The sequence below is a fragment of the Rhodococcus sp. IEGM 1370 genome (assembly GCF_033142325.1).
Taxonomy (GTDB): Bacteria; Actinomycetota; Actinomycetes; order Mycobacteriales; family Mycobacteriaceae; genus Rhodococcoides.
Genome location: NZ_JAWLRY010000019.1, coordinates 25,442 through 47,118, shown reverse-complemented (window position 1 = coordinate 47,118; position 21,677 = coordinate 25,442). Strand labels below are relative to the sequence as shown.

The 21,677-nt window shown below is 65.4% G+C and carries 19 protein-coding genes and 2 tRNA genes; 11 read left to right on the top strand and 10 right to left on the bottom strand.

The window, feature by feature from the left end:
* Positions 1–14 precede the first annotated feature (14 nt).
* Genes pcaB through R4P47_RS20060 form a run of 4 tightly spaced genes read left to right on the top strand, consistent with a single transcriptional unit; the run spans position 15 to position 4,564 of the window.
* On the top strand, positions 15–1,364 hold the full coding sequence (gene pcaB / locus R4P47_RS20075) for a 3-carboxy-cis,cis-muconate cycloisomerase (RefSeq protein WP_317785552.1): 1,350 nt from the start codon (positions 15–17) through the stop codon (positions 1,362–1,364).
* Positions 1,361–2,542 (top strand): 3-oxoadipate enol-lactonase, encoded by a 1,182-nt coding sequence (gene pcaD / locus R4P47_RS20070; protein WP_317785551.1) that lies wholly within the window; start codon positions 1,361–1,363, stop codon positions 2,540–2,542. The genes pcaB and pcaD overlap by 4 nt, the downstream gene beginning before the upstream one ends.
* On the top strand, positions 2,539–3,360 hold the full coding sequence (locus tag R4P47_RS20065; RefSeq protein WP_317785550.1) for an IclR family transcriptional regulator: 822 nt from the start codon (positions 2,539–2,541) through the stop codon (positions 3,358–3,360). Before pcaD ends, R4P47_RS20065 begins: the two co-directional genes overlap by 4 nt.
* Complete coding sequence (locus R4P47_RS20060) at positions 3,353–4,564, top strand: acetyl-CoA C-acetyltransferase (RefSeq protein ID WP_317785548.1); 1,212 nt, start codon at positions 3,353–3,355, stop codon at positions 4,562–4,564. The genes R4P47_RS20065 and R4P47_RS20060 overlap by 8 nt, the downstream gene beginning before the upstream one ends.
* Positions 4,565–4,571: 7 nt before the next feature.
* Here the strand turns inward: R4P47_RS20060 and R4P47_RS20055 are convergent, their stop codons facing one another.
* Both R4P47_RS20055 and R4P47_RS20050 read right to left on the bottom strand, forming a co-directional pair.
* The gene (locus R4P47_RS20055) at positions 4,572–6,461 is read right to left on the bottom strand and encodes a sugar phosphate isomerase/epimerase and 4-hydroxyphenylpyruvate domain-containing protein (protein WP_317785547.1); all 1,890 of its coding nucleotides are present in this window, start codon (positions 6,459–6,461) and stop codon (positions 4,572–4,574) included.
* Complete coding sequence (locus R4P47_RS20050; protein WP_317785546.1) at positions 6,458–7,345, bottom strand: shikimate dehydrogenase; 888 nt, start codon at positions 7,343–7,345, stop codon at positions 6,458–6,460. The genes R4P47_RS20055 and R4P47_RS20050 overlap by 4 nt, the downstream gene beginning before the upstream one ends.
* 109 nt (positions 7,346–7,454) lie before the next feature.
* Here R4P47_RS20050 and R4P47_RS20045 point away from each other — a divergent pair, with 109 nt between their 5' ends.
* From R4P47_RS20045 to R4P47_RS20035, 3 genes are all read left to right on the top strand, one after another.
* Entirely contained in the window at positions 7,455–8,132 is a 678-nt protein-coding gene (locus R4P47_RS20045; protein ID WP_317785545.1) for a TetR/AcrR family transcriptional regulator, read from the top strand.
* Positions 8,133–8,310: 178 nt separating this feature from the next.
* Positions 8,311–9,669: an MFS transporter gene (locus tag R4P47_RS20040; protein ID WP_149406248.1), complete on the top strand. Its 1,359-nt coding sequence runs from the start codon at positions 8,311–8,313 to the stop codon at positions 9,667–9,669.
* Between the two features lie 8 nt (positions 9,670–9,677).
* Positions 9,678–10,490, top strand: a complete 813-nt coding sequence (locus tag R4P47_RS20035) for an N-acyl homoserine lactonase family protein (protein WP_317532800.1) — start codon at positions 9,678–9,680, stop codon at positions 10,488–10,490.
* A gap of 79 nt (positions 10,491–10,569) precedes the next feature.
* On the opposite strand, the gene clpX is transcribed toward R4P47_RS20035, so the two are convergent.
* The 5 genes from clpX to R4P47_RS20010 all read right to left on the bottom strand — a co-directional run bounded on the left by clpX (position 10,570) and on the right by R4P47_RS20010 (position 15,136).
* Positions 10,570–11,850 (bottom strand): ATP-dependent Clp protease ATP-binding subunit ClpX, encoded by a 1,281-nt coding sequence (clpX, locus tag R4P47_RS20030; protein ID WP_032394600.1) that lies wholly within the window; start codon positions 11,848–11,850, stop codon positions 10,570–10,572.
* Positions 11,851–12,147: 297 nt separating this feature from the next.
* Positions 12,148–12,789 (bottom strand): ATP-dependent Clp protease proteolytic subunit, encoded by a 642-nt coding sequence (locus R4P47_RS20025; RefSeq protein WP_008715342.1) that lies wholly within the window; start codon positions 12,787–12,789, stop codon positions 12,148–12,150.
* 47 nt (positions 12,790–12,836) lie between these two features.
* Positions 12,837–13,487: an ATP-dependent Clp protease proteolytic subunit gene (locus R4P47_RS20020; protein WP_082898933.1), complete on the bottom strand. Its 651-nt coding sequence runs from the start codon at positions 13,485–13,487 to the stop codon at positions 12,837–12,839.
* Between the two features lie 83 nt (positions 13,488–13,570).
* The gene (tig, locus tag R4P47_RS20015) at positions 13,571–14,950 is read right to left on the bottom strand and encodes a trigger factor (RefSeq protein ID WP_094640229.1); all 1,380 of its coding nucleotides are present in this window, start codon (positions 14,948–14,950) and stop codon (positions 13,571–13,573) included.
* 112 nt (positions 14,951–15,062) lie between these two features.
* Positions 15,063–15,136 (bottom strand) — tRNA-Pro (locus R4P47_RS20010).
* 170 nt (positions 15,137–15,306) lie between these two features.
* Between R4P47_RS20010 and R4P47_RS20005 the strand changes: the two genes are divergently transcribed.
* Positions 15,307–15,380, top strand: a tRNA-Gly gene (locus R4P47_RS20005).
* Between the two features lie 108 nt (positions 15,381–15,488).
* Positions 15,489–16,235 carry a hypothetical protein gene (locus tag R4P47_RS20000; protein WP_094648545.1) on the top strand — a complete coding sequence of 249 codons (747 nt, stop codon included), beginning with the start codon at positions 15,489–15,491 and terminating at the stop codon, positions 16,233–16,235.
* A gap of 5 nt (positions 16,236–16,240) precedes the next feature.
* Here R4P47_RS20000 and R4P47_RS19995 read toward each other — a convergent pair whose 3' ends face one another.
* Together R4P47_RS19995 and R4P47_RS19990 are read right to left on the bottom strand one after the other, a co-directional pair.
* Positions 16,241–17,035, bottom strand: a complete 795-nt coding sequence (locus tag R4P47_RS19995) for an Fpg/Nei family DNA glycosylase (protein WP_094640231.1) — start codon at positions 17,033–17,035, stop codon at positions 16,241–16,243.
* Positions 17,036–17,515: a ribose-5-phosphate isomerase gene (locus R4P47_RS19990; RefSeq protein WP_283347289.1), complete on the bottom strand. Its 480-nt coding sequence runs from the start codon at positions 17,513–17,515 to the stop codon at positions 17,036–17,038.
* A gap of 16 nt (positions 17,516–17,531) precedes the next feature.
* On the opposite strand from R4P47_RS19990, the gene R4P47_RS19985 reads away from it, so the two are divergent.
* Complete coding sequence (locus R4P47_RS19985) at positions 17,532–18,194, top strand: DUF429 domain-containing protein (protein ID WP_317785544.1); 663 nt, start codon at positions 17,532–17,534, stop codon at positions 18,192–18,194.
* 63 nt (positions 18,195–18,257) lie between these two features.
* Here R4P47_RS19985 and R4P47_RS19980 read toward each other — a convergent pair whose 3' ends face one another.
* On the bottom strand, positions 18,258–18,875 hold the full coding sequence (locus tag R4P47_RS19980; protein WP_068052542.1) for a DsbA family protein: 618 nt from the start codon (positions 18,873–18,875) through the stop codon (positions 18,258–18,260).
* 158 nt (positions 18,876–19,033) lie between these two features.
* Here R4P47_RS19980 and pepN point away from each other — a divergent pair, with 158 nt between their 5' ends.
* On the top strand, positions 19,034–21,607 hold the full coding sequence (gene pepN, locus R4P47_RS19975) for an aminopeptidase N (RefSeq protein WP_317785543.1): 2,574 nt from the start codon (positions 19,034–19,036) through the stop codon (positions 21,605–21,607).
* Positions 21,608–21,677 lie beyond the last annotated feature (70 nt).

Sequence of the window (21,677 nt, the reverse complement as noted above, 5' to 3'; positions counted from 1 at the left end):
GGCGAGAGGGGACGATGGAATCCGAGCGAGGGGCACTGTTCGATCCGACGTTCGGTAGCGACGCGCTCGCACCGCTCGTGGGCGACCGGGCTTGGGTGACAGCGATGTTCGCCGTCGAGGCGGCGCTCTCGAGGGCCGCAGCAACGGTCGGTCTCGTGGAGACCGGTCACGCCGAGATCGTCACCACCACTGCGACCGAACTCGGGGCGAACCTGGACATCGCGCGGCTCGGAGCAGATGCCGCGGCCGGGGGTAATCCGGTGATCCCGATGGTGAAGATTCTTCGGAACGAGGTGGCCGAGGCCGAGGTCCCTGCCACGGCAGTGCATCCCGGGGCCACCAGCCAGGACATCATGGACACCGCGCTGATGCTCCTCTCCCGCGACGCGCTCGGTGTGATCGAGGCCTCGCTCGACGCTGCAAGTGCGGCCGCGAGAAGTCTCGCCCTGACCCATCGCACCACCCCGATGGCGGCCCGCACTCTCGGCCAGCAGGCCTTGCCCACCACCTTCGGCCTGGTGGCTGCGAACTGGTTCTCGGGGCTGCGCCGCGCGCGGACAGGACTCGCAGCCGTTCGAAGCGCATGCACCGTCCAGTACGGCGGCGCTGCAGGCACTCTCGCCGCCGTGCATCCACACGGACCGGCCATCGCCGCCGCGCTCGCCGTCGAACTGGGGTTGGCTCGACAGACCGCGCCCTGGCACACCGACCGCACCGCGATTGCCGATATTGCGTGCTCGTTGGGTGTCGCAGCAGGAACGATCGGCAAGATCGCCGGGGACATCGTGTCGATGTCCGCCACCGAGCTGGGCGAGGTCTCGGAGGACGCGCCGGGCGGATCGTCTGCGATGCCGCACAAGCGCAATCCCGTTGCCGCCGTCACGGCTCGCGCTGCGGCCCGGCGGGTCCCGGGTGCAGTGGCCACCGTGCTCTCCAACATGGACCACGAACACCAGCGCGCCGCTGGAGCGTGGCATGCCGAGTGGGAGACGATCGCCGATCTGCTCCGCCTCACCGGTGGTGCCGCCCACCGAATCACGCAGAGCCTGAGCGGGTTGCACGTTCATCCCGAGGAAATGGCCCGCAATCTCGACGCGACGGGCGGAGCGCTGCTCGCCGAACGTGTCACCGCGGCATTGGCAGCGCACACCGAGCAGGCCCGCGAAATCGTCACTGCGCGATGCGCGACGGGAGCGCCGCTGGACAGCGACCCTGCCATCACAGCATTCCTTCCACCGTCGACGGTGCGCGAACTACTCGACCCGGCCGCGTATCTCGGCCACGCACCCGAGCTGGTCGACGCGATCCTCGCCGAGCACGACCTCGACACCGAACACACCACAGATTCGAAGGATTCCCGATGACTGTCGCACTTGCTCACGAACGCATCGAAGGACCGAGCGCCGACGCGGAGACCGTCGTGCTGATCGGTTCGCTCGGCTCCGACCGATCGATGTGGAACCCGCAGATCGGAACTCTGTCCGCCGCCGTTCACGTTCTCGCCGTCGACCTTCGCGGGCACGGACGATCACCGGTGCCACCCGGTCCCTATTCGGTGGCCGAACTCGCCGAGGACGTGGTGGCGCTGCTGGATTCACTCGAGGTCAACCGTGTGCACCTCGTCGGTCTGTCCCTCGGCGGTGCGGTCTCGCAGTGGCTCGCCATCCACCGTCCGGAGCGAGTGCGGACTCTGACACTGCTGTGCACCTCGGCGAAGTTCGGTGAGCCGGCGCAATGGCTCGACCGTGCCGCGGCGGTCCGAACTGCGGGTACCGCGTCGCTGGCCGATGCCGTACTCGAGCGTTGGTTCACCCCCGAACTGGCCGCGCGCGACGCCGATCTCGTCGAGCGGCATCGCCGCATGATCGCCGACACGTCCGACGAGGGCTACGCAGCATGCTGTGAGGCGTTGTCCGAGTGGGATTCTCGATCGGATCTGAACCGGATCACCGCTCCGACCCTGGTGATCGCGGGCCGGCAGGATCCCTCGACCACCCCCGAGGACCTGAAGATCATCGCCGACGGCGTCGCCGGATCGACGTTCCGGGTTCTCGACCCGGCCGCTCATCTGGCCAACGTGGAGCAAGCCGGTCCCGTCACCGCGGCGGTTGCCGCACACATCGGGTCGGACGCGTATACCGTCGGACGCGCAGCGGCCCACGATGCCGGTATGACGGTGCGGCGCAGCGTCCTCGGCGATGCGCATGTCGACCGCAGCATCGCCGGCCGCACCGAGTTCACCGCACCGTTCCAGGATTTCATCACCCGCACCGCATGGGGTGACATCTGGAACCGACCGGGTCTCGATCACCACACCCGCAGACTGCTGACCCTGGCGATCCTGACGGCGGTGGGCAACCAGCACGAACTCGACATGCACATCCGCGCAGCGCTGCGCGCCGGACTGGCACCGGACGAACTGGCCGAAGTCTTCTTGCACACCGCGGTGTACGCGGGAGTTCCGAACAGCAACAGCGCATTCGCTCTGGCGAACGCGGCCATCGCCGAGTCCTCCGCCGAGACCGAATCGGGTACCTCGTGAACCCCGCGGAATCACCGCCGCCGTCCTCGGACTACGTCCAGTCGCTCGGCCGGGGCCTCGCGGTGATCCGAGCCTTCGACGCCGAGCATCCGCGTCGGACCCTCTCCGATGTCGCCCGAGCAACCGACCTCACCCGCGCCACTGCCCGACGGTTCCTGCTCACACTCGTCGAACTCGGCTACGTCCGTACCGACGGCTCCATGTTCTGGCTCACCCCGCGGGTGCTCGAACTGGGCTACAGCTACCTGTCGAGCCTGTCCCTCCCGGAAGTGTCGGGGCCGCATCTGGAAGCTCTCGCCGAACGGGTCCGAGAATCGTCCTCGGTCTCGATTCTCGACGGCGACGACGTCGTGTACGTCGCCCGAGTTCCGGTCAGCCGCATCATGACCGTCGGCATCAACATCGGCACCCGATTCCCTGCATTCGCCACATCGATGGGACGAGTGCTGCTCGCCGGCCTACCGGTCGACGAACTCGTTGCCTACCTCGATCGAGTCCGGCTGACTCCGCTCACCGGGAAGACGATCACCACTGCCGACGCACTCGGACGCGAACTCGAACGCGTGCGGACCGACGGTTTCTGTCTGGTGGATCAGGAACTCGAAGAGGGCCTGCGATCGATCGCGGCTCCCATCCACGACAGCAACGGGACGGTCGTCGCTGCGGCGAACGTCTCCACCCAGGCTGCGCGTCACACCGCCGACGCAGTCCGCACCGAACTACTCCCGGCCTTGCTCGACGCCACCCGCGCCATCGAGACCGACCTGCTCCGGGTGAGTACCGGACCCAACGACAGACGAGGAACCACCCATGCCTGACGCCGTCATCTGCGAACCCCTTCGGACCCCGGTCGGCCGCTTCGGCGGTCAGTTCCGCGATATCTCCGCCCAGACCCTGGCCGCCACCGTCATCGCCGAACTCGTTGCCCGAACCGGCATCTCCGGTGCCGACATCGACGACGTCATCCTGGGCCAGGCATCCCCCAACGGCGACGCACCCGCGATCGGACGCATCGCCGCGCTCGATGCAGATCTGGGTATCGACGTCCCCGGAATGCAGGTCGACCGACGCTGCGGCTCCGGTCTGCAGGCAGTACTGCAGGCGTGCATGCAGGTCCAGTCCGGCGGTAACGATCTGGTTCTGGCGGGCGGCGTCGAGAGCATGAGTCAGACGGAGTTCTACGCCACCGGCATGCGCTGGGGCGTCAAGGCCGAGGCCGTGGCCCTGTCCGACCGACTCGCCCGAGCGCGAGTGACCGCGGGCGGCAAGAACTTTCCGGTTCCCGGCGGCATGATCGAAACCGCGGAGAAACTGCGCGCGGAATTCTCGATCGCCCGCGCCGATCAGGACGCACTCGCAGTGCAGTCCCACCAGCGCGCAGTCGCTGCACAGAACAGCGGCGTGTTCGCCGAGGAGATCGTGGGAGTGTCGGTCCCCCAACGCAAATCGGATCCGATACTCGTCACCACCGACGAGCATCCGCGTGCCGACACCACCGTCGAGTCGTTGGCGAAGTTGAAGGCGATTCGTGCGTCGATCGACCCCGAGTCGACGGTCACGGCCGGAAATGCCAGCGGACAGAACGACGGTGCCGCCATCGCGATCGTCACCACCCCGGAAAAGGCTGCAGCACTGGGTCTTCGGCCGCTGGCCAGACTGGCCGGCTGGGGTGTCGCCGGCGTCGCTCCGCGCACCATGGGTATCGGACCGGTACCGGCCAGCGAGAAAGCGCTCGGACGCCTCGGATTGAGCCTGGACGACATGGGCATCATCGAACTCAACGAAGCGTTCGCCGCTCAGGCTCTCGCCGTCACCCGGTCATGGGGCATCGAGTCCGACGATCCGAGGCTGAACCCACACGGTTCCGGCATCTCGCTCGGCCATCCCGTCGGCGCCACCGGAGCCCGCATCCTGGCGACGCTGTTGCGCGAGATGGACCGACGGGAGGTCCGCTACGGACTCGAGACCATGTGCATCGGCGGCGGACAGGGACTTGCGGCGGTGTTCGAGCGAATCGGCTGATAACCGATCAGTACTGCAGCTGCGCCGCCAGTCGCACAGCCGAATTGGTCTCCCCGTAGCCCTCGTAACCACCCACTCGCTGGACCACCTCGAAGAACAGGTCGTCACCCACGGTTTCGGTGAAGAAGTGGAAGAACTCACCGCCGGTCCCGTCCGCGTCGTACAGGATCCCGAGGCGCTGCATCGCGTCCAATGTCTCGGAGCCGAGTCCGAATCGCGCGTCGAGATCGCGATAGTAGTTGGGCGAGATCCGCAGCGGGGTGAGGCCACGTTCGGTCATCGCACTCGCAGCGGAGTAGATGTCCTCGCACCCGAACGCCACATGTCCGACGCCTCCGCGCCGGGCCGCGGGCAGAGGGTCCGAGTCCGACGGGCGGCCGGGAACCATGTTGAGCGAGAGTCGAATCGTGCCGTTGGCCGTGGCGAGGGTGAGTGCTCGGCTACGAACCAGGCCGATCGCGTCGACGACGTCCTGGCCCTCGTGCGGCACCATTCCGAACACCGAGCGCAGCAGCAACATCACGCCGTCCCAGCTCTCGGCAGGCACGGCGAGTGCGATGTGATCCACGTGCGAGACGCACGCCCGGTTCTCCTGCACCACCTTGGGTGCCAGGTCGAATGCCGATTGCCAGGCACCCGCACTGTGGCGGGTACGGAGGTCCAGCGACGTCGCACCGGTCACGGCCAGACGCGCCACTGCGTCGGTGGCGTCGGCCACGCCGGGCATGGAGACGGTGGACGCGGTGACTCCCAGCGCACGAGCCCGAGTCAGCCACAGATCCGGCCGCTCGCTGCGAATCCCGATCTGGGCCAACGCCGGTAGGTGAGCCGGAACGCCGGGCGCGGTCCACAGCGTGTCCACGGTGGTGTCGACGGCAACCGCCAGCGGCCCCTGGGTGAACAGGCTGAGTCCGTGTTCGCTGTGTGCTGCGGTCAGATCGAAGCCAAGGTGTCGCAGTGTCGTACCCAGTTGCGCTGCCTTCGCAGGCCCTGCCGCGATGCGCAGGGAGACGACGTTCTCGATCGGACCGGGCGGTGGCGGCGCGAAGAGATCGTTACCGGCAGAGGGTGTTTCGACGTCGCGCACCTGCTCCTGGAGGTACAGCAGCGACCGATGCGCGTCGGATGCCGTGCGGCCGGTGTCGGAGTGCCGGAAGACGTCGTTGAAGATTTCGAGCGACCACGGGCCGGAGTACCCGGAGGCAGCGACATCGGCACCGAACCGCGCCAGATCGAAGCTGCCCTGCCCGGGAAAGCACCGGTGGTGCCTGCTCCACTGCAGTACGTCCATCACCAGGTGCGGCGCGTCGGCCAGCTGGAGGAAGAAGATCTTCTCGCCGGGGATCTCTCGAATGCCTGCGGAATCGTCTCCGCGGGACAGGATGTGGAAGCTGTCGAGGCACGTTCCCAGAGCGGGATGATCGACCTGCCGGACGATGTCCCAGGCATGGCGGTAGGTGCTCACGTGGGCACCCCACGCCAACGCCTCGTACGCCAGTCGCATTCCGCGCCGATGCGCACGCTCGGCGAGGGTTGCCATCTGTTCGACCAGCAAGGCGTCGTCACGGACGGCGCCGGCCAGCGGCGAGGAACAGACCAACAGCAGATCGCACCCCAACTGTTCCATGACGTCGAATTTGTGCTCGGCGCGAACGAGGTTGCGGGCGAACTGTTCCGGATCGGCCGAGTCGGCGTCGCGAAAGGGCTGATACAGATCGAGGGTCAGACCGAGGTCGGCTGCCTTCTTCGCGATGTCCGCGGGAAGATCCGGAGAGCTGATCAAGTCCGGCTCGAACACCTCGAAGCCGTCGAATCCCGCATCGGCGATGGCACGCATCTTCTCGTCCAGCGAACCACTGAGCGATACCGTTGCCACCGATGTGGCGATGTGCGTCATGCGAGAACACCTGCGGCGGCGCGATCCTCCAGCGCGATCAACGCGCTCATGTGCGCGATCATTCGATCGGCGTCGGCGATGCGTCCGGTGAATATCTCGAATGCGTCGGCGGCCTGGAACACTGCCATTCCGGTTCCGCTGAGCGTTCGGCACCCGACTCGGGATGCGGCAGCGAGCAACTCGGTCTCGGCCGGTCGATACACGACCTCGGCCACCCACATCCGCGGATGCAGGAGTGCCTCGGGCACAGCAGATCCGGGGTGTTCGACCATTCCGATCGGGGTGGCGTGCACCAGGCCGGTTGCGGTGTCGAGGACGGCGGCGAGCCGGTCGAGGCCTGCCGAGACAATGTCGACGTCCGGGAACATCACCGACAGGGAATCTCGGAGTTGTCGAGCCCTAAGCGGATCGGCATCGACGAGAGTGAGCCTGCCTGCGCCGCGTCGGGCCATCGCGTAGGCAACGGCCGCCCCTGCTCCCCCGGCACCGAGTTGCACCACCTCACCGATGTCGGCACCGGGCAATCCGCGGCCGAAGTTGCGGTCGAATCCGGACCAGTCGGTGTTGTGGCCGACGGCACGGCCGTCGGCGAACAAGACGGTATTGACTGCTCCGAGTCGGGCGGCGTCCTCGGAGAGCCCGTCGAGAGTGGAGATGACGCGCTGCTTGCACGGGTGCGTGATGTTGAGTCCTCGAAATCCGAGGTCCGCGGCGGTCGAGACGAGACGGGGCAGATCTTCGACGGTCAGTCCACGGCTGTCCAGATCGATGATCCGGTACTGGTAGGTCAGCCCGTGCTCGGCACCCTCCCGTTCGTGCATCGCGGGAGTGAGCGACTTGCCGATGCCCGTCCCGATCAGTCCGCAGAGCAGGGATTCCGGCATGTCGATCTCCTCGGGCCTAATGTACGAATTGGTGAATTAGCTCGACGGTACTACGCCTCCGCCTCGCGCCCAACCCTTTTGCCGCAATCGGTGCCGATAGAGTTGATCCATGGCTCCGCGCGCAACCGACACGTCCGACGACAGCAGTGGACCCACCGTCAAGCGTCGACGCAACAGCGACCTGACCCGGCACAACATCCTCGAGGTGGCCACCGAGGAGTTCGCGGACAAGGGCTTCGCCGGGGCGCGCATCGACGAGATCGCCGAGCGCACGCATACGACGAAGCGGATGCTGTACTACTACTTCACCGACAAGGAAGGCCTGTACAAGGCCGTGCTCGAACGGTCGTACCTGCGCATTCGCGAGCGTGAACGAGACGTCGACGTCGAGGGCCTGGGACCGGTCGAAGCCATTCGCGCCATCGCCTCCCTGACGTTCGACCATCACGAGGAGAATCCCGACTTCATCCGCCTGGTCTCCACCGAGAACATCCTCCGCGGCGAACACATCTCCAGATCCGAGGCCTTGAGCAACCTCGGCAATCCCGCCGCGGAACTGCTGTCGAGCATCCTCGAGCGTGGACAGGCCGACGGGGTCTTCCGCACGGACGTCGATGCCCTCGACGTGCACATGACGATCAGCAGCTTCTGCGTGTTCCGTCTGTCGAACCGGTACACCTTCGAAGCCCTCTTCGGCCGCGACCTCACCGATCCCCAGCATCGAGAGCGCCTGCGCGCAATGCTCGGCGACATGATCATCGCGTTCCTGACCACGCCTTCTCGCTGATTTTCGCGTTTGCGCGGTAGGTCTCGTCACTTCGGGGGTTGACACGTGGCATGGATCACGTTCAGTATTCAGGGGCACCCGGTGTTAACCATTTAGTACATTAGCGGTCCGATCGCCGAGAAAGCGTCGTCGACCAGCGCCCGAGCTCCCCCGCCCCACGAAGAGAGACACGAGAACGATGGATTCGCACACCCCTGGCTCCCACCCGACGCCGCTTCGCCCCGGGGCGAACCCGCGCAAAGCGGCGACCGCCGCATGGGTCGGCAGCGCCCTCGAGTACTACGACTTCTTCATCTACGGCACCGCAGCCGCACTGGTCTTCGGCCGCGTGTTCTTCCCGGGCTCCAACCCGGCGACCGGAACCCTGCTGGCCCTGGCCACCTTCGGCGTCGGATACCTCGCACGGCCGCTCGGCGCACTGGTCCTCGGCCACATCGGTGATCGCTACGGACGCAAGAAAGTCATGGTCGCCACCGTCCTGCTGATGGGTATCGCCACCCTCGGCGTCGGCGTCCTGCCCTCGTACGAATCCATCGGCATCGCCGCGCCCATCATCCTGGTGCTGCTTCGCCTGTGCCAGGGATTCTCGGCCGGCGGTGAGCAAGCCGGAGCCAACTCGATGACGCTCGAACACGCCCCGGACGACAGGCGCGCGTTCTTCACCAGCTTCACCCTCAGCGGCACCCAGGGCGGGCAGATTCTCGCCACCGCAGTGTTCCTGCCCGTCGCCATGCTCCCCGAGGAAGCACTGCTGAGCTGGGGTTGGCGAATCCCGTTCTTCCTCAGCGCTTTCGTCGTCGTCGCCGCCTTCGTCATCCGCCGCTCGCTCGACGAGACCCCGGTCTTCGAGGAAGAAGTGGCGTCCACCGAACCGCAGCGCCTGCCCGTGACCGAACTTCTCAGCGAGCATCGACCGGCCGTGGTTCGCGTCATGCTGGCCGCCATGATCGCCTCGGTCAGCACCATCTTCACCGTCTACGCGCTGTCCTACGCCGTCAACACCGTCGGCCTCGAGCGCACCCCGATGCTGTGGGTCGGTGTTCTCGCCAACGTCGTCGCCCTCTTCGCATTGCCCTTCTTCGGTGCCCTGTCGGATCGCATCGGCCGCAAGCCGGTGTTCTTGTTCGGCTCCATCGGTTGCGCGATCCTGATGTTCGGTTACCTGTGGTCGATCTCGAGCGGCAACTACGTCCTGATCTTCGTCTTCGGCATCGTGATGTTCGGCTTCGTGCACAGCGCCACCGGCGGCGTCTGGCCCTCGTTCTACGGTGAGATGTTCCCGGCCCGGGTTCGCCTGACCGGAACCGCACTGGGAACCCAGATCGGCTTCGCCATCGCAGGATTCGCGCCGACCATCGCAGGAGCGATCGCCGGAGCCGAGGTCGGCGCGTGGCTGCCCGTCGCGATCGTCACCGCGGTCTTCTGCACCATCAACGTCGTCATCGTCGCCACGTCGAAGGAGACCTTCCGTACCCCCACCGACGAGCTCGGTCTTCGGACTCGCACCACCGACAGCGCACGCGCCGCGTCGGTCTGACCGAGATCGTGATCGACGCACTTCGACCTGCAGCGGCGGGCACCTGGACGGTGCTCGCCCTGCAGTATGCCAGTCGAACGGCATTGCGCAGCAATCTCTTTCACCAACGCGACGAGCGCAGCACCGAAAGCCAGACGGTCGCCTACTACGTGTGGCTCGCTGTCTCGAAGACCAGCACGGTGCTGATCGACGCCGGAATGTCCCGGTCCACAGCCGAATCGATGGACGGGCTCGACTATCACGGGTCACCCATCGAACTGCTCGGCGAACTGGGACTGACACCGGATCACGTCGACACGTGCATCCTGACCCACCTGCACTACGACCACACCGGGGTCGTCGCGGATCTCCCGTCTGCGCGATACGTGGTGCAGCGCCGAGAACTCGAATACTGGACCGGGCCGTGGGCCGCCCGCATCACCCGAGAACAGTGGTTGCACTCGCAGGCCGACACCGAGCACATCCGAACCGCCGATCTCGGCACTCGGCTCGATCTCGTCGACGGCGATCTCGACCTGTTCCCAGGGCTGTCGGTCCACGCCGTCGGCGGACACACCGCAGGCATGCAGGTGGTCAGAGTGCACACCGACCGTGGCCCGGTGGTGTTGGCCTCGGACGCCAGTCATTTCTACGAGAACATCGAGGACGACAGCCCCTTCGCGATCCTGCACGCGCTGCCGGACATGTACGGAGCCTTCGATCGAATCCGTGAGCTCGCCGCCGACCCCGGCATCTTCGTACCCGGCCACGACCCGCTGGTATCGAGCCGATTTCCCGCCATGACCGACGCCCCCGGTGCGCATGCCGTGATCATCGGCTGACTACGACGAGAACGAAAAATCCCCGACCTCGCGGATGAGGTCGGGGATTCGTCGTTGTCCAGCAGGTCGATCGGCCGTATCAGGCAGACTTGTCGCGGCGCTCCGGACGCTCGGGCTTGCGCGGCACGATGGTCGGCAGCACGTTGTCGTTCACCGTCTCGGCAGTCACGACGACCTTCTCGACGTCGTCGCGGCTCGGGATGTCGTACATCACCGGCAGCAGAACTTCCTCCATGATGGCGCGCAGTCCACGGGCACCGGTTCCGCGGAGAATCGCCTGGTCGGCGATTGCTTCGAGAGCCTCGGTGGTGAACTCGAGCTCGACGCCGTCCATGTCGAACAAGCGGCGGTACTGCTTGACCAGCGCGTTCTTCGGCTCCGACAGAATCGTCACGAGCGATTCCTTGTCGAGATTCGTCACCGACGCGATCATCGGCAGTCGACCGATGAACTCGGGAATCAGACCGAACTTGATCAGATCCTCGGGCATGACCTCGGCGAAGTGATCCTGGGTGTCGATCTCGGCCTTGGAGCGAACCTCGGCTCCGAATCCGAGTCCGCGCTTGCCGACCCGATCGGACACGATCTTCTCCAGTCCGGCGAACGCACCGGCCACGATGAAGAGCACGTTGGTGGTATCGATCTGGATGAACTCCTGGTGCGGATGCTTACGACCGCCCTGCGGCGGCACGCTGGCCTGCGTTCCTTCCAGGATCTTGAGCAGCGCCTGCTGCACGCCTTCGCCGGACACGTCGCGCGTGATCGACGGGTTCTCGCTCTTGCGAGCGATCTTGTCGACCTCGTCGATGTAGATGATGCCGGTCTCGGCGCGCTTGACGTCGTAGTCCGCGGCCTGGATCAGTTTGAGCAGGATGTTCTCGACATCCTCGCCCACGTATCCGGCCTCGGTGAGGGCGGTGGCGTCGGCGATGGCGAAGGGCACGTTGAGCATCTTCGCCAGGGTCTGCGCGAGGTACGTCTTTCCGCACCCCGTCGGTCCGAGCATCAGGATGTTCGACTTCGCCAGTTCGACGGATTCGCCTCGTACGTCGCGCGCCTTGTCACCGGCCTGGATGCGCTTGTAGTGGTTGTAGACCGCGACGGCCAACGTGCGCTTGGCAGCGTCCTGACCGATCACGTAGTTCTCGAGAAAGTCCTTGATCTCGGAGGGCTTGGGGAGGTCGTCGAGCTTGACTTCGCTCGATTCGGCCAATTCCTCTTCGATGATCTCGTTGCACAGGTCGATGCACTCGTCGCAGATGTACACCCCTGGTCCAGCGATGAGCTTCTTGACCTGCTTCTGGCTCTTGCCGCAGAAGGAGCACTTCAGCAGATCGCCACCGTCACCGATGCGTGCCATTCGGAGGTTCCTACTTCCTTGTCCGCGTACGACCCACGCCGACCGGGTGTGGCCGAAACCTTCGTGGGCTACTTCTCGGTCTGTCGTCATGCCGACTTCGGTCGACCGAGTTCTTGGATGCGACGGTACCCGTGTTCGCCGAACATGGGCGGGTTGTTTCCGGTGATTCGCCACCCGATTTCACCGATTGCGCCATTCGGGTCGCCGATCGCGACCGCCGGGTGGAGTTCTGCACTCACACCCGGCGTCGGATAGTTCTGCCGGACCTACACGGTCCGACCGGTGGTAGTCGCTCTGCTACTTCTGGGCAGAGAGCTTGCGGTACTCGAACACGGTGTCGATGATCCCGTAGTCCTTGGCCTGTTCCGCGGTGAGGATCTTGTCGCGATCGGTGTCCTTGCGGATGACGTCGGGATCCTTGCCGGTGTGGCGGCCGAGGGTGGTCTCCATGAGTCGACGCATGCGCTCGATCTCGGCGGCCTGGATCTCCAGGTCGGACACCTGGCCCTGAATTCCACCGCTCGAAGGCTGATGAATCAGCACGCGTGCGTTGGGCAGTGCTGCACGCTTACCGGGAGTGCCGGCGGCGAGCAGGACGGCCGCGGCAGACGCAGCCTGGCCGAGGCAGACGGTCGCGACATCGGCACGGACGTACTGCATCGTGTCGTAGATCGCCATCAACGAGGTGAACGATCCACCGGGCGAGTTGATGTACATCGTGATGTCTCGATCGGGATCGAGGCCCTCGAGCACCAGCAGCTGCGCCATGACGTCGTTGGCGGACGCGTCGTCGACCTGGACGCCGAGGAAGATGATGCGCTCCTCGAACAGCTTGTTGTACGGGTTCGATTCCTTCACGCCGTAGCTGGAGTGCTCGACGAAGGAGGGCAGGATGTATCGGGAGGACGGCAGCTGATTGGGGTCGAACAGGTTTGTCATCGTTTCTCCAAGATGTAAGTGATCGAGGGTCGCCGGGAGCGGCCGAATTACTCGCCGATTCCGCCGGCCTGCCGCGCACGGCTGACGACGTGATCCACGAACCCGTATTCCTTGGCGGCCTGCGCCGTGAACCAGCGGTCACGATCGGAGTCTTCGGTGATCTGCTCGACGGTCTGACCCGTGTGCAGGGCGATCAGCTCTGCCATCTCGCGCTTGGTGTGCGCGAACTGCTCGGCCATGATGGCGATGTCGGAGGCGCTGCCGCCGATACCGGCCGAGGGCTGGTGCATCATGATGCGCGCGTGCGGCAGGGCGTAACGCTTGCCCTTGGCACCGGCCGAGAGCAGGAACTGACCCATCGAGGCCGCCAGACCCATTCCGTAGGTCGCGATGTCGCACTCGGCGAATTCCATCGTGTCGAAAATTGCCATACCCGCGGTGACCGAGCCACCGGGCGAGTTGATGTACAGCGCGATGTCGCGAGTGGGGTCCTCGGCCGAAAGCAGCAGGATCTGAGCGCACAACTTGTTGGCGATGTCGTCGTCGACCTGGGTACCGAGGAAAATGATGCGGTTTTGAAGCAGACGCTCGTACACGGAGTCGCTGAGATTCAGCCCTGCTGCAGCCGAAGTCATGACGGGACTCTGCTGGTGCGAAGCCGCCGGATTCTGAACAGTCACGGTACCTGCCTTTTCCATAACAAATCGTTGGTTCCTGACACAGACACTAACGAAAGACGGCGGCTCCGGAGTCCCGGAACCGCCGTCGTTCGCTGTGAGCGTTACTTCTCTTGTTCGCCCTCGGAAGAATCTGCTGCTTCGACCTCGTCGGGAGCATCCGCGGGGCTGCCGAACAGCTCTGCGGTGTCGACGGTCGCGCCGGTGGTGTCGGTCACGTTGACGCGCTCGACGACCGAAGCCAACGCCTTACCGCGCTTGACATCGGCGAACACGGCACCGAGCTGGTTGGCCTGCTGCACCTGCTGAATGAACTGCTCGGGCGGCATGCCGTAGCGCTGCGCCTGGAAGATGATCCGCTCGGTGAGCTCTTCCTGCCCGACCTGCGTGTTCTCGGCCTCGGCGATCGCATCGAGCAGGAGCTGGGTACGCACCGACTTCTCGGCACCTTCCTTGACGTCCTTGTCGAATTCCTCGCGGCTCGAACCCTGCGACTCGAGCAGCTCGGCCAGTGCTTCCTCGTTGTGGTCGAGGCCGTGAATGGCCTCGTGCACCTGGGAATCGACCTCGGCCTTGACGACGGCCTCGGGAGCCGGAATCTCGAGCGTGTCGAGCAGGGTCTCGAGCACCTTGTCGCGGATCTGACCGGCCTGCTCGACCTTCGCGACTCGCTCCACGCGCGTCTTGAGGTCGGCGAGCAGTTCGTCGAACGTGTCGAACTCGCTGGCCAGCTGGGCGAACTCGTCGTCGGCCTCGGGCAGCTCGCGCTCCTTGACGGACACGACCTTGACCGTGACAACGGCTTCCTTGCCTGCGTACTCACCGGCGACCAGGGTCGAGGTGAACTCCTTCGACTCGTCCGCGGAGACGCCGATGATCGCGTCGTCGAGTCCGTCGATGAGCTGGCCGGAGCCGACCTCGTGGGACAGTCCGCTCGCGGTTGCCTCTTCGACGTTCTCGCCGTCGACGGTGGCCGAGAGATCGATCGAGACGAAGTCGCCCGACTGGACGGGACGATCGACACCGGTCAGGGTGCCGAAACGCTGGCGCAGCGACTGCAGCTGCTCGTCGACGGCCTCGTCCTTGATCTCGAGCGGATCGACGACGACGCTGATGGTCGAGTAGTCGGGCAGATCGATCTCGGGACGAACGTCGACCTCGGCGGTGAACGTGAGCTCGGTGCCGTCCTCGATCTTGGTGATCTCGATCTCGGGCTGGCCGATGACCTTGACCTTCTCGTTGGTCACGGCCTCGGAGTAACGGGCGGGAAGAGCGTCGTTGACGACCTGCTCGAGAACTGCCCCGCGGCCGACGCGCGCTTCGAGCAACTTGGCCGGAGCCTTGCCGGGACGGAAGCCGGGGAGGCGGATCTGCTGAGCCAAAGCCTTGTACGCGCGGTCGAAATCAGGCTTGAGCTCCTCGAAGGGCACCTCAACGTTGATACGGACTCGCGTCGGGCTCAGCTGCTCGACGGTGCTCTTCACGGAACATGCTCCTTTGGGTAATTCTTGCTTGCTGGTGGTGCTTACGGTGCTGGCTTGCGGTCTTACCTCGCTCGCCGCGAACACGGCGAACCGTGCCTGCGGCCCTCATTTGTCGGGGTGACAGGAATTGAACCTGCGACCCTCCGCTCCCAAAGCGGATGCGCTACCAAGCTGCGCCACACCCCGTCGTACCCACACCATTGAACAGCAACCGATAGTAGCCCCCCATGGGCGCCCCACCGATGACGTTCGGCGGAACCGGTCGCGGCGGGCCGGTTTGGAATCCTGCGTCGGCGTTGGGTACAGTCTTGAAACGCAGGCGACGGAACTGGCGATCCCACGACTGTTGTTTGCACGCCGATGTAGCTCAATGGTAGAGCCCCTGTCTTCCAAACAGGCTACGCGAGTTCGATTCTCGTCATCGGCTCCATCGAGAGGCCCCGCACTGTCAGTGCGGGGCTTTTTCGTGTCCGCGTACTCTGGACGGTGTCCGAATTGTCCGTACAACCGGGCATGCACCGTCGGCGGAAGGCCCGCAGTGGAAATAATCCTGATCGTCATCGTCGTCGCCGCAGTGGCCCTGTTGGTCCTGCGCAGCAAGAAGAACTCGGCTGCGGCGGCCGAAACCGCGCTGGCCGACGCCAAGGCCGATGCCCGCCAGTCGATCGAACGCCTGGGCGGTCAGGTCTACAACCTGATCGGCACCGACACACCGTCCAAGCAGGCCCTGGCCGATGCATCCGAACGCAACATCGCTGCCGGTTCGCAGATCGACCAGGCCACCACCCCCGAACAAGCCAGACTGGCCAAACAGACCGCGCTCGAGGGCCTCTATTACATCCGCGCCGCACGACTGGCCATGGGCATGGATCCCGGCCCGGAGGTGCAGGGCATCGACGGCCAGCAACAGGCAGGGCGCGTCACCGAGGAACGCAAGGTCGACTTCGAGGGCCGTGAGATCGCGGCATCACCGGATCCGTCCGATCGCACCCCCAACTACTACCCGGGTGGCCGTGTCGCGGGCCGTCCGGTGCCCGCGGGCTGGTACTCCGAGCCGTGGTGGCGTCCCGCCCTCGTCGCCGGTGCATGGGGAATGGGATCGATGTTCCTGTTCTCGGCGATGTTCTCCGGCATGGCCGGCGTTCCGGCCGAGACCGCGGCCGGCGGCGAGACGGGGGCCGACGGTTCGGACGGCGGTAGCGGCGACGATTACAGCGGGGGCGGGGACGACTACAGCGGGGGCGGGGACGACATCGGCGGCGGCTTGGGCGATTTCGGCTTCTGAATCGCTCAGGTCGCCTGACAGACCGGGCACCAGAACAGATTTCGCGCCTGCATCACCGAGTGCAGGATGTCGGCACCGCACACCCGGCAGGGATATCCCTGCCTGCGGTAGACGTACGAGCGCGGTCGCCGCGCACCGTAGGTGTCGCCGTGATCGTCCTCGGGCCGGATGGTGATGATGCGACCGCGTCGAACACCGATCTTCATCAGTTCCACGAGGTCGAGCCAGATCGCGTCCCACTCCGCTCGATCGAGGTCCTTGCCCGGTCGCATCGGGTTGATCTCGTGGCGGAACAGGATTTCGGCGCGGTAGACGTTTCCGACTCCGGCGAGCACCTTCTGATCCATCAGCAAGGTTCCGATTGCCGTGCGCGACTTGGAGATTCGCGCCCACGCTCCATCCGGGTCGGCGTCCTTGCGCAGGGGGTCCGGTCCCAGGCGCGCCACCAGGGCGTCGACCTGCTCCTCGGTGTAGATCTCGCAGGCAGTGGGTCCGCGCAGGTCGGTTCCGTACTTCTCCCCCACCATTCGCAACCGCACTGCACCCACCGGATCGTTCAGCGGCACAGATTGTTCGGTGAACTTCCCGTACAGGCCGAGGTGGATGTGCACGATCAGATCCGACTCGTATCGGTGCAGCAGATGCTTGCCCCAGGCCTCGGCCTTCTCCAGTACGAGACCGTCGATCAACGCGGCACCGGAGGTGAAGCGCCCCTGCGGACTGCTCGCCTCGACCGGTGCCCCGCCGAACCGACGTTGATGCAACCGAGCCAGTCGGTGCAGAGTGTGCCCCTCGGGCACCTACTCGGGCTTTCCCGGCACGACGGGTGCCTCGCCGCTGCGCTCGTACTCGGACAGAATGTCGACGCGGCGCTGGTGGCGCTCCTCGCCCGAGAACGGAGTGCCGAGGAAGGCGTCGACGATGGAGAGGGCCTCGGGAAGGGTGTGCATGCGGCCACCGATGCCGATGAGCTGAGCGTCGTTGTGCTCGCGGGCCAGCTTGGCGGTCTCGACGCTCCACGCCAGCGCGCAGCGAGCGCCCGGCACCTTGTTGGCAGCGATCTGCTCACCGTTGCCGGAACCGCCGAGCACCAGGCCGCGGCTACCCGGGTCGGCGACGACGCGACGTGCTGCGTCGATGCAGAATGCCGGGTAGTCGTCGACGGGGTCGTAGTCGAAGGCACCGCAGTCGACGGGCTCGTGCCCGGTCGCCGTCAGGTGTTCGATGATCTGATTCTTGAACTCGAGGCCGGCGTGGTCGGCACCCAGGTATACGCGCATGCCTAGAGTCTGACAGGTGAACTCCGAAGCCGAGAAATTCGCCGGTGTGGACGGCGCGAAAGGCGCGTGGGTGGTCGCGGTTCTGGCCGAGACGACCTTGACGTGGACCGCGTGCGCGTCGGTGACGGAGGTGCTCGAGGTGACACGGGACTGCGCTCGGGTGGGCGTCGACATGCCGCTGTCGTTGCCCGAGCAGCGCTATCGCGTCAGCGAACTGGAGGCGAAGACGTTTCTCGGTACGGCGCGCAATTCCATCTTCCACACGCCGGTCGCAGGCGTGCTCGACGCCGAGTCGTATCCCGAAGCCTGTGCCGTCTCTCGGCAGCTCACCGGCAAGGCGATCAGCAAGCAGACGTGGTACATCCTGCCGTCGGTGAAGGCGTGGCGGAATGCGGACGTCGATCGGAACAGGTACATCGAGGTACATCCCGAATGCTCGTTCCGGGCCATGTCCCCGGCGACGGTCTTCTCGTCGAAGAAGACCGGCCGCGGTGTCGGACAACGACTGGCCTCGATGATGCGATGGAGCGAACACGTCGATCTGGCGGATCTGCCGCCAGGACCCGCCGTCGACGACTTCCTCGACGCGGCCGCAGCGGCGTGGTCGGCGCGACGCTTCCACCTCGGCGAGCATCTGACGTTCGGTACCGCGGACGGCAAGGATCGAATCGTGGCCTAGCGCCCCCTCGTGAGTGAAAGCTCTACTCCTGCTACGAGTTTCCACGCACGAGGGGCGGCGCGATCAGTCGAACTGCGGGTCCTCGTTGCGGCTGCGCTTGAGCTCGAAGAAGTGCGGGTACGACGCGAAGATCACCGATGCGTCCCACAGTTTGCCTGCCTCTTCGCCCCGTGGGATTCGGGAGAGCACAGGGCCGAAAAAGGCCACGCCGTTGACGTGGATGGTCGGGGTGCCGACATCGGGTCCGACCTTGTCCATACCTGCGTGATGGCTGGTCCGCAGGTCCTCGTCGTGGTCGGTGCTCTCGGCGGCCTTCGCCAGGTCACCGGGCAGGTCCAGTTCCGCCAACGACTCCGCGATCACGACGTCGAAATCCTTGTTGCCCTCGTTGTGAATTCGCGTTCCCATGGCCGCGTACAACGGGTCGAGGATCTCGTCACCCTTCAGCTTGGCTGCGGCGATCGCAACGCGGACCGGCCCCCAGGCCTTCTTCATCATCGCGGCGTACTCCTCGGGCAGATCGCGGCCCTCGTTGAGCACTGCCAGGCTCATGACGTGGAAGTTCACATCGATGTCTCGCACCTGCTGCACTTCGAGAATCCACCGCGAGGTGATCCAACACCACGGGCACAGTGGGTCGAACCAAAAATCCGCAGTGTCTTTCTGTCCTGAACCGGCCACTGTCCTACTCCTTGGAAGTCGAGGTCATCGTGTCTTCATTGCGTAACAACCGCACACCGCGCAGACATTCCGCACGGCCCGTCGGCCAGCGCGGGGTACGCGTGACGTGATGGGATGGACGGCACTATCCATAACTACACGAAGAGGTGTCGACTGAAGTGGTTGCTCCCAACCTGACGCGTGACCAAGCCTCCGAACGTTCGGCGATCATCGGGGAAACGAAGTACGCGATCGTTCTCGATCTCACCGACGGCGAGGGCAATCCGGGCGAGAAGACGTTCCGCTCGCTCACCACCATCACGTTCGCGGCCACCGCCGGGGCGTCGACTTTCGTGGACATCATCGCGAGCACGATCCGCTCCGCGACGCTCAACGGCACCGGTCTCGATACCGCGAACTACGACGAGTCGACGGGCCTCGCACTCGAGAATCTGGCCGAGCACAACGAGCTCGTCATCGACGCCGACTGCCTCTACTCGCACACCGGAGAAGGTCTGCACCGCTTCGTCGACCCGTCCGACGATTCGGTCTACCTGTACTCGCAGTTCGAGACCGCCGATGCCAAGCGCATGTTCGCCTGCTTCGATCAGCCCGATCTCAAGGCCACCTTCGATGTGAAGGTCACCGCGCCGGAGAGCTGGGCCGTCATCTCCAATGCCGCGCACGCCGCCGAGCCTGCAGCGGGCGAGCACGTGTTCGACACGACCCCGTCGATGAGCACCTACCTCGTCGCGCTGATCGCCGGGCCGTACGCGGAGTGGACCGACTCGTACACCGACGACCACGGCACCATTCCCCTCGGAATCTATTGCCGCGCATCGCTTGCCGAGCACATGGACGCGGAGCGCCTGTTCACCGAGACCAAGCAGGGCTTCGGTTTCTACCACGAGAACTTCGGCACTCCCTATGCCTTCGGAAAGTACGACCAGCTGTTCGTGCCCGAGTTCAATGCCGGCGCGATGGAGAATGCCGGTGCCGTCACGTACCTCGAGGACTACGTCTTCCGGTCCAAGGTGACACGCGCCTCGTACGAGCGGCGCGCCGAGACCGTGCTGCACGAGATGGCACACATGTGGTTCGGCGACCTGGTGACCATGACGTGGTGGGACGACCTGTGGCTCAACGAGTCGTTCGCGACGTTCGCTTCGGTGCTGTGCCAATCCGAGGCAACCGAGTACACCAACGCGTGGACCACCTTCGCCAACGTCGAGAAGGCCTGGGCGTACCGCCAGGACCAGCTGCCGTCGACGCATCCCATCGCCGCCGACATTCCCGATCTCGCGGCCGTGGAGGTCAACTTCGACGGCATCACCTACGCCAAGGGTGCCAGTGTGCTCAAGCAACTGGTGGCGTACGTCGGTAAGGAGGACTTCCTCGCCGGCTTGCGGGCATACTTCGTCGATCACGCCTTCGGCAACGCCACGTTCTCGGATCTCCTTGCAGCACTGGAGAAGTCGTCGGGACGCGATCTGTCCGATTGGGGCGCCCAGTGGCTGCGCACCACCGGCCTGAACACCCTGAGCCCGGATTTCGACGTCGACGCCGACGGCAAGTTCACCCGCTTCTCGGTGCTGCAGACCGGTGCGGCCCCGGGTGCGGGCGAGCATCGCATACACCGCATCGCGGTCGGCATCTACGACGACGTCGACGGCAAGCTGGTGCGCACCGACCGCGTCGAACTCGACCTCGATGCTGCCGAGTCGACGAATGTCGACGCGCTGGTGGGTGTCTCGCGCGGCAAGCTCGTTCTGGTCAACGACGACGACCTGACGTACTGCGCGGTGCGTCTGGACCCGGATTCACTCGAGGTCCTGCTTTCCCGAATCGGCGACATCGCCGAACCACTCCCCCGCACCCTTGCGTGGTCGGCGGCCTGGGAAATGACTCGATCCGCCGAGATGAAGGCGCGAGACTTCGTTGCCCTCGTCCAGCGCGGAATCGGCGGTGAGACGGAAGTGGGTGTGGTGCAACGTCTTCTGCTTCAAGCGCAGACCGCCATCACCAGCTACGCCGATCCGGCGTGGGCAGCCGAACACGGTACCCCCGAGTTCGCCGACGCTCTGCTCGAGCTGGCCCGCGGGGCCGAGGCAGGCTCGGATCACCAGTTGGCCTTCGTCAACGCCCTCACCGGCATCGAACTCGGCGATCGCCACGTCGAGGTGCTGCGCGCATTGCTCGACGGTGACGTCGACGGTCAGTCCCTGTCCGGTCTGGGAGTCGACACCGATCTGCGGTGGCGCATCGTCACTGCCCTGGCCGGTGCCGGGGCCATCGACGCGGATGGACTCGAATCGCCGGTCATCGACGCCGAGGCGGGCAAGGACAACACCGCTGCCGGGGCTCGATCGGCTGCGGCGGCACGTGCTGCACGCCCGAGCGCGGAGGTCAAGGAACAGGCGTGGACCACAGTGGTCGACGACGACGCGGTGCCGAACATCACCGCTCGCTCGATCATCGGCGGCTTCGCCGGCCCAGGTCAGGGCGAGCTGCTCGAACCGTATGTCGCTCGCTACTTCGACGCCATCGAAGGTGTGTGGTCTCGTCGATCCAGCGAGGTCGCGCAGACCGTGGTGATCGGGCTGTATCCGTCCTGGTCGATCAGTGAGCAGTCACTGGCGGCCGCGGACGAGTTCCTCGACGGCGATCTGCCACCCGCACTTCGACGGTTGGTGATCGAGGGCAGGGCCGGCGTCGTCCGCGCTCTCGCTGCGCGGGAGTTCGACGCGAGCTGATCTCGACGGCACAGACGACGAGGGCCGGTTGCCCACCGCGAGGTGGACAACCGGCCCTCGTCGTGGAAGC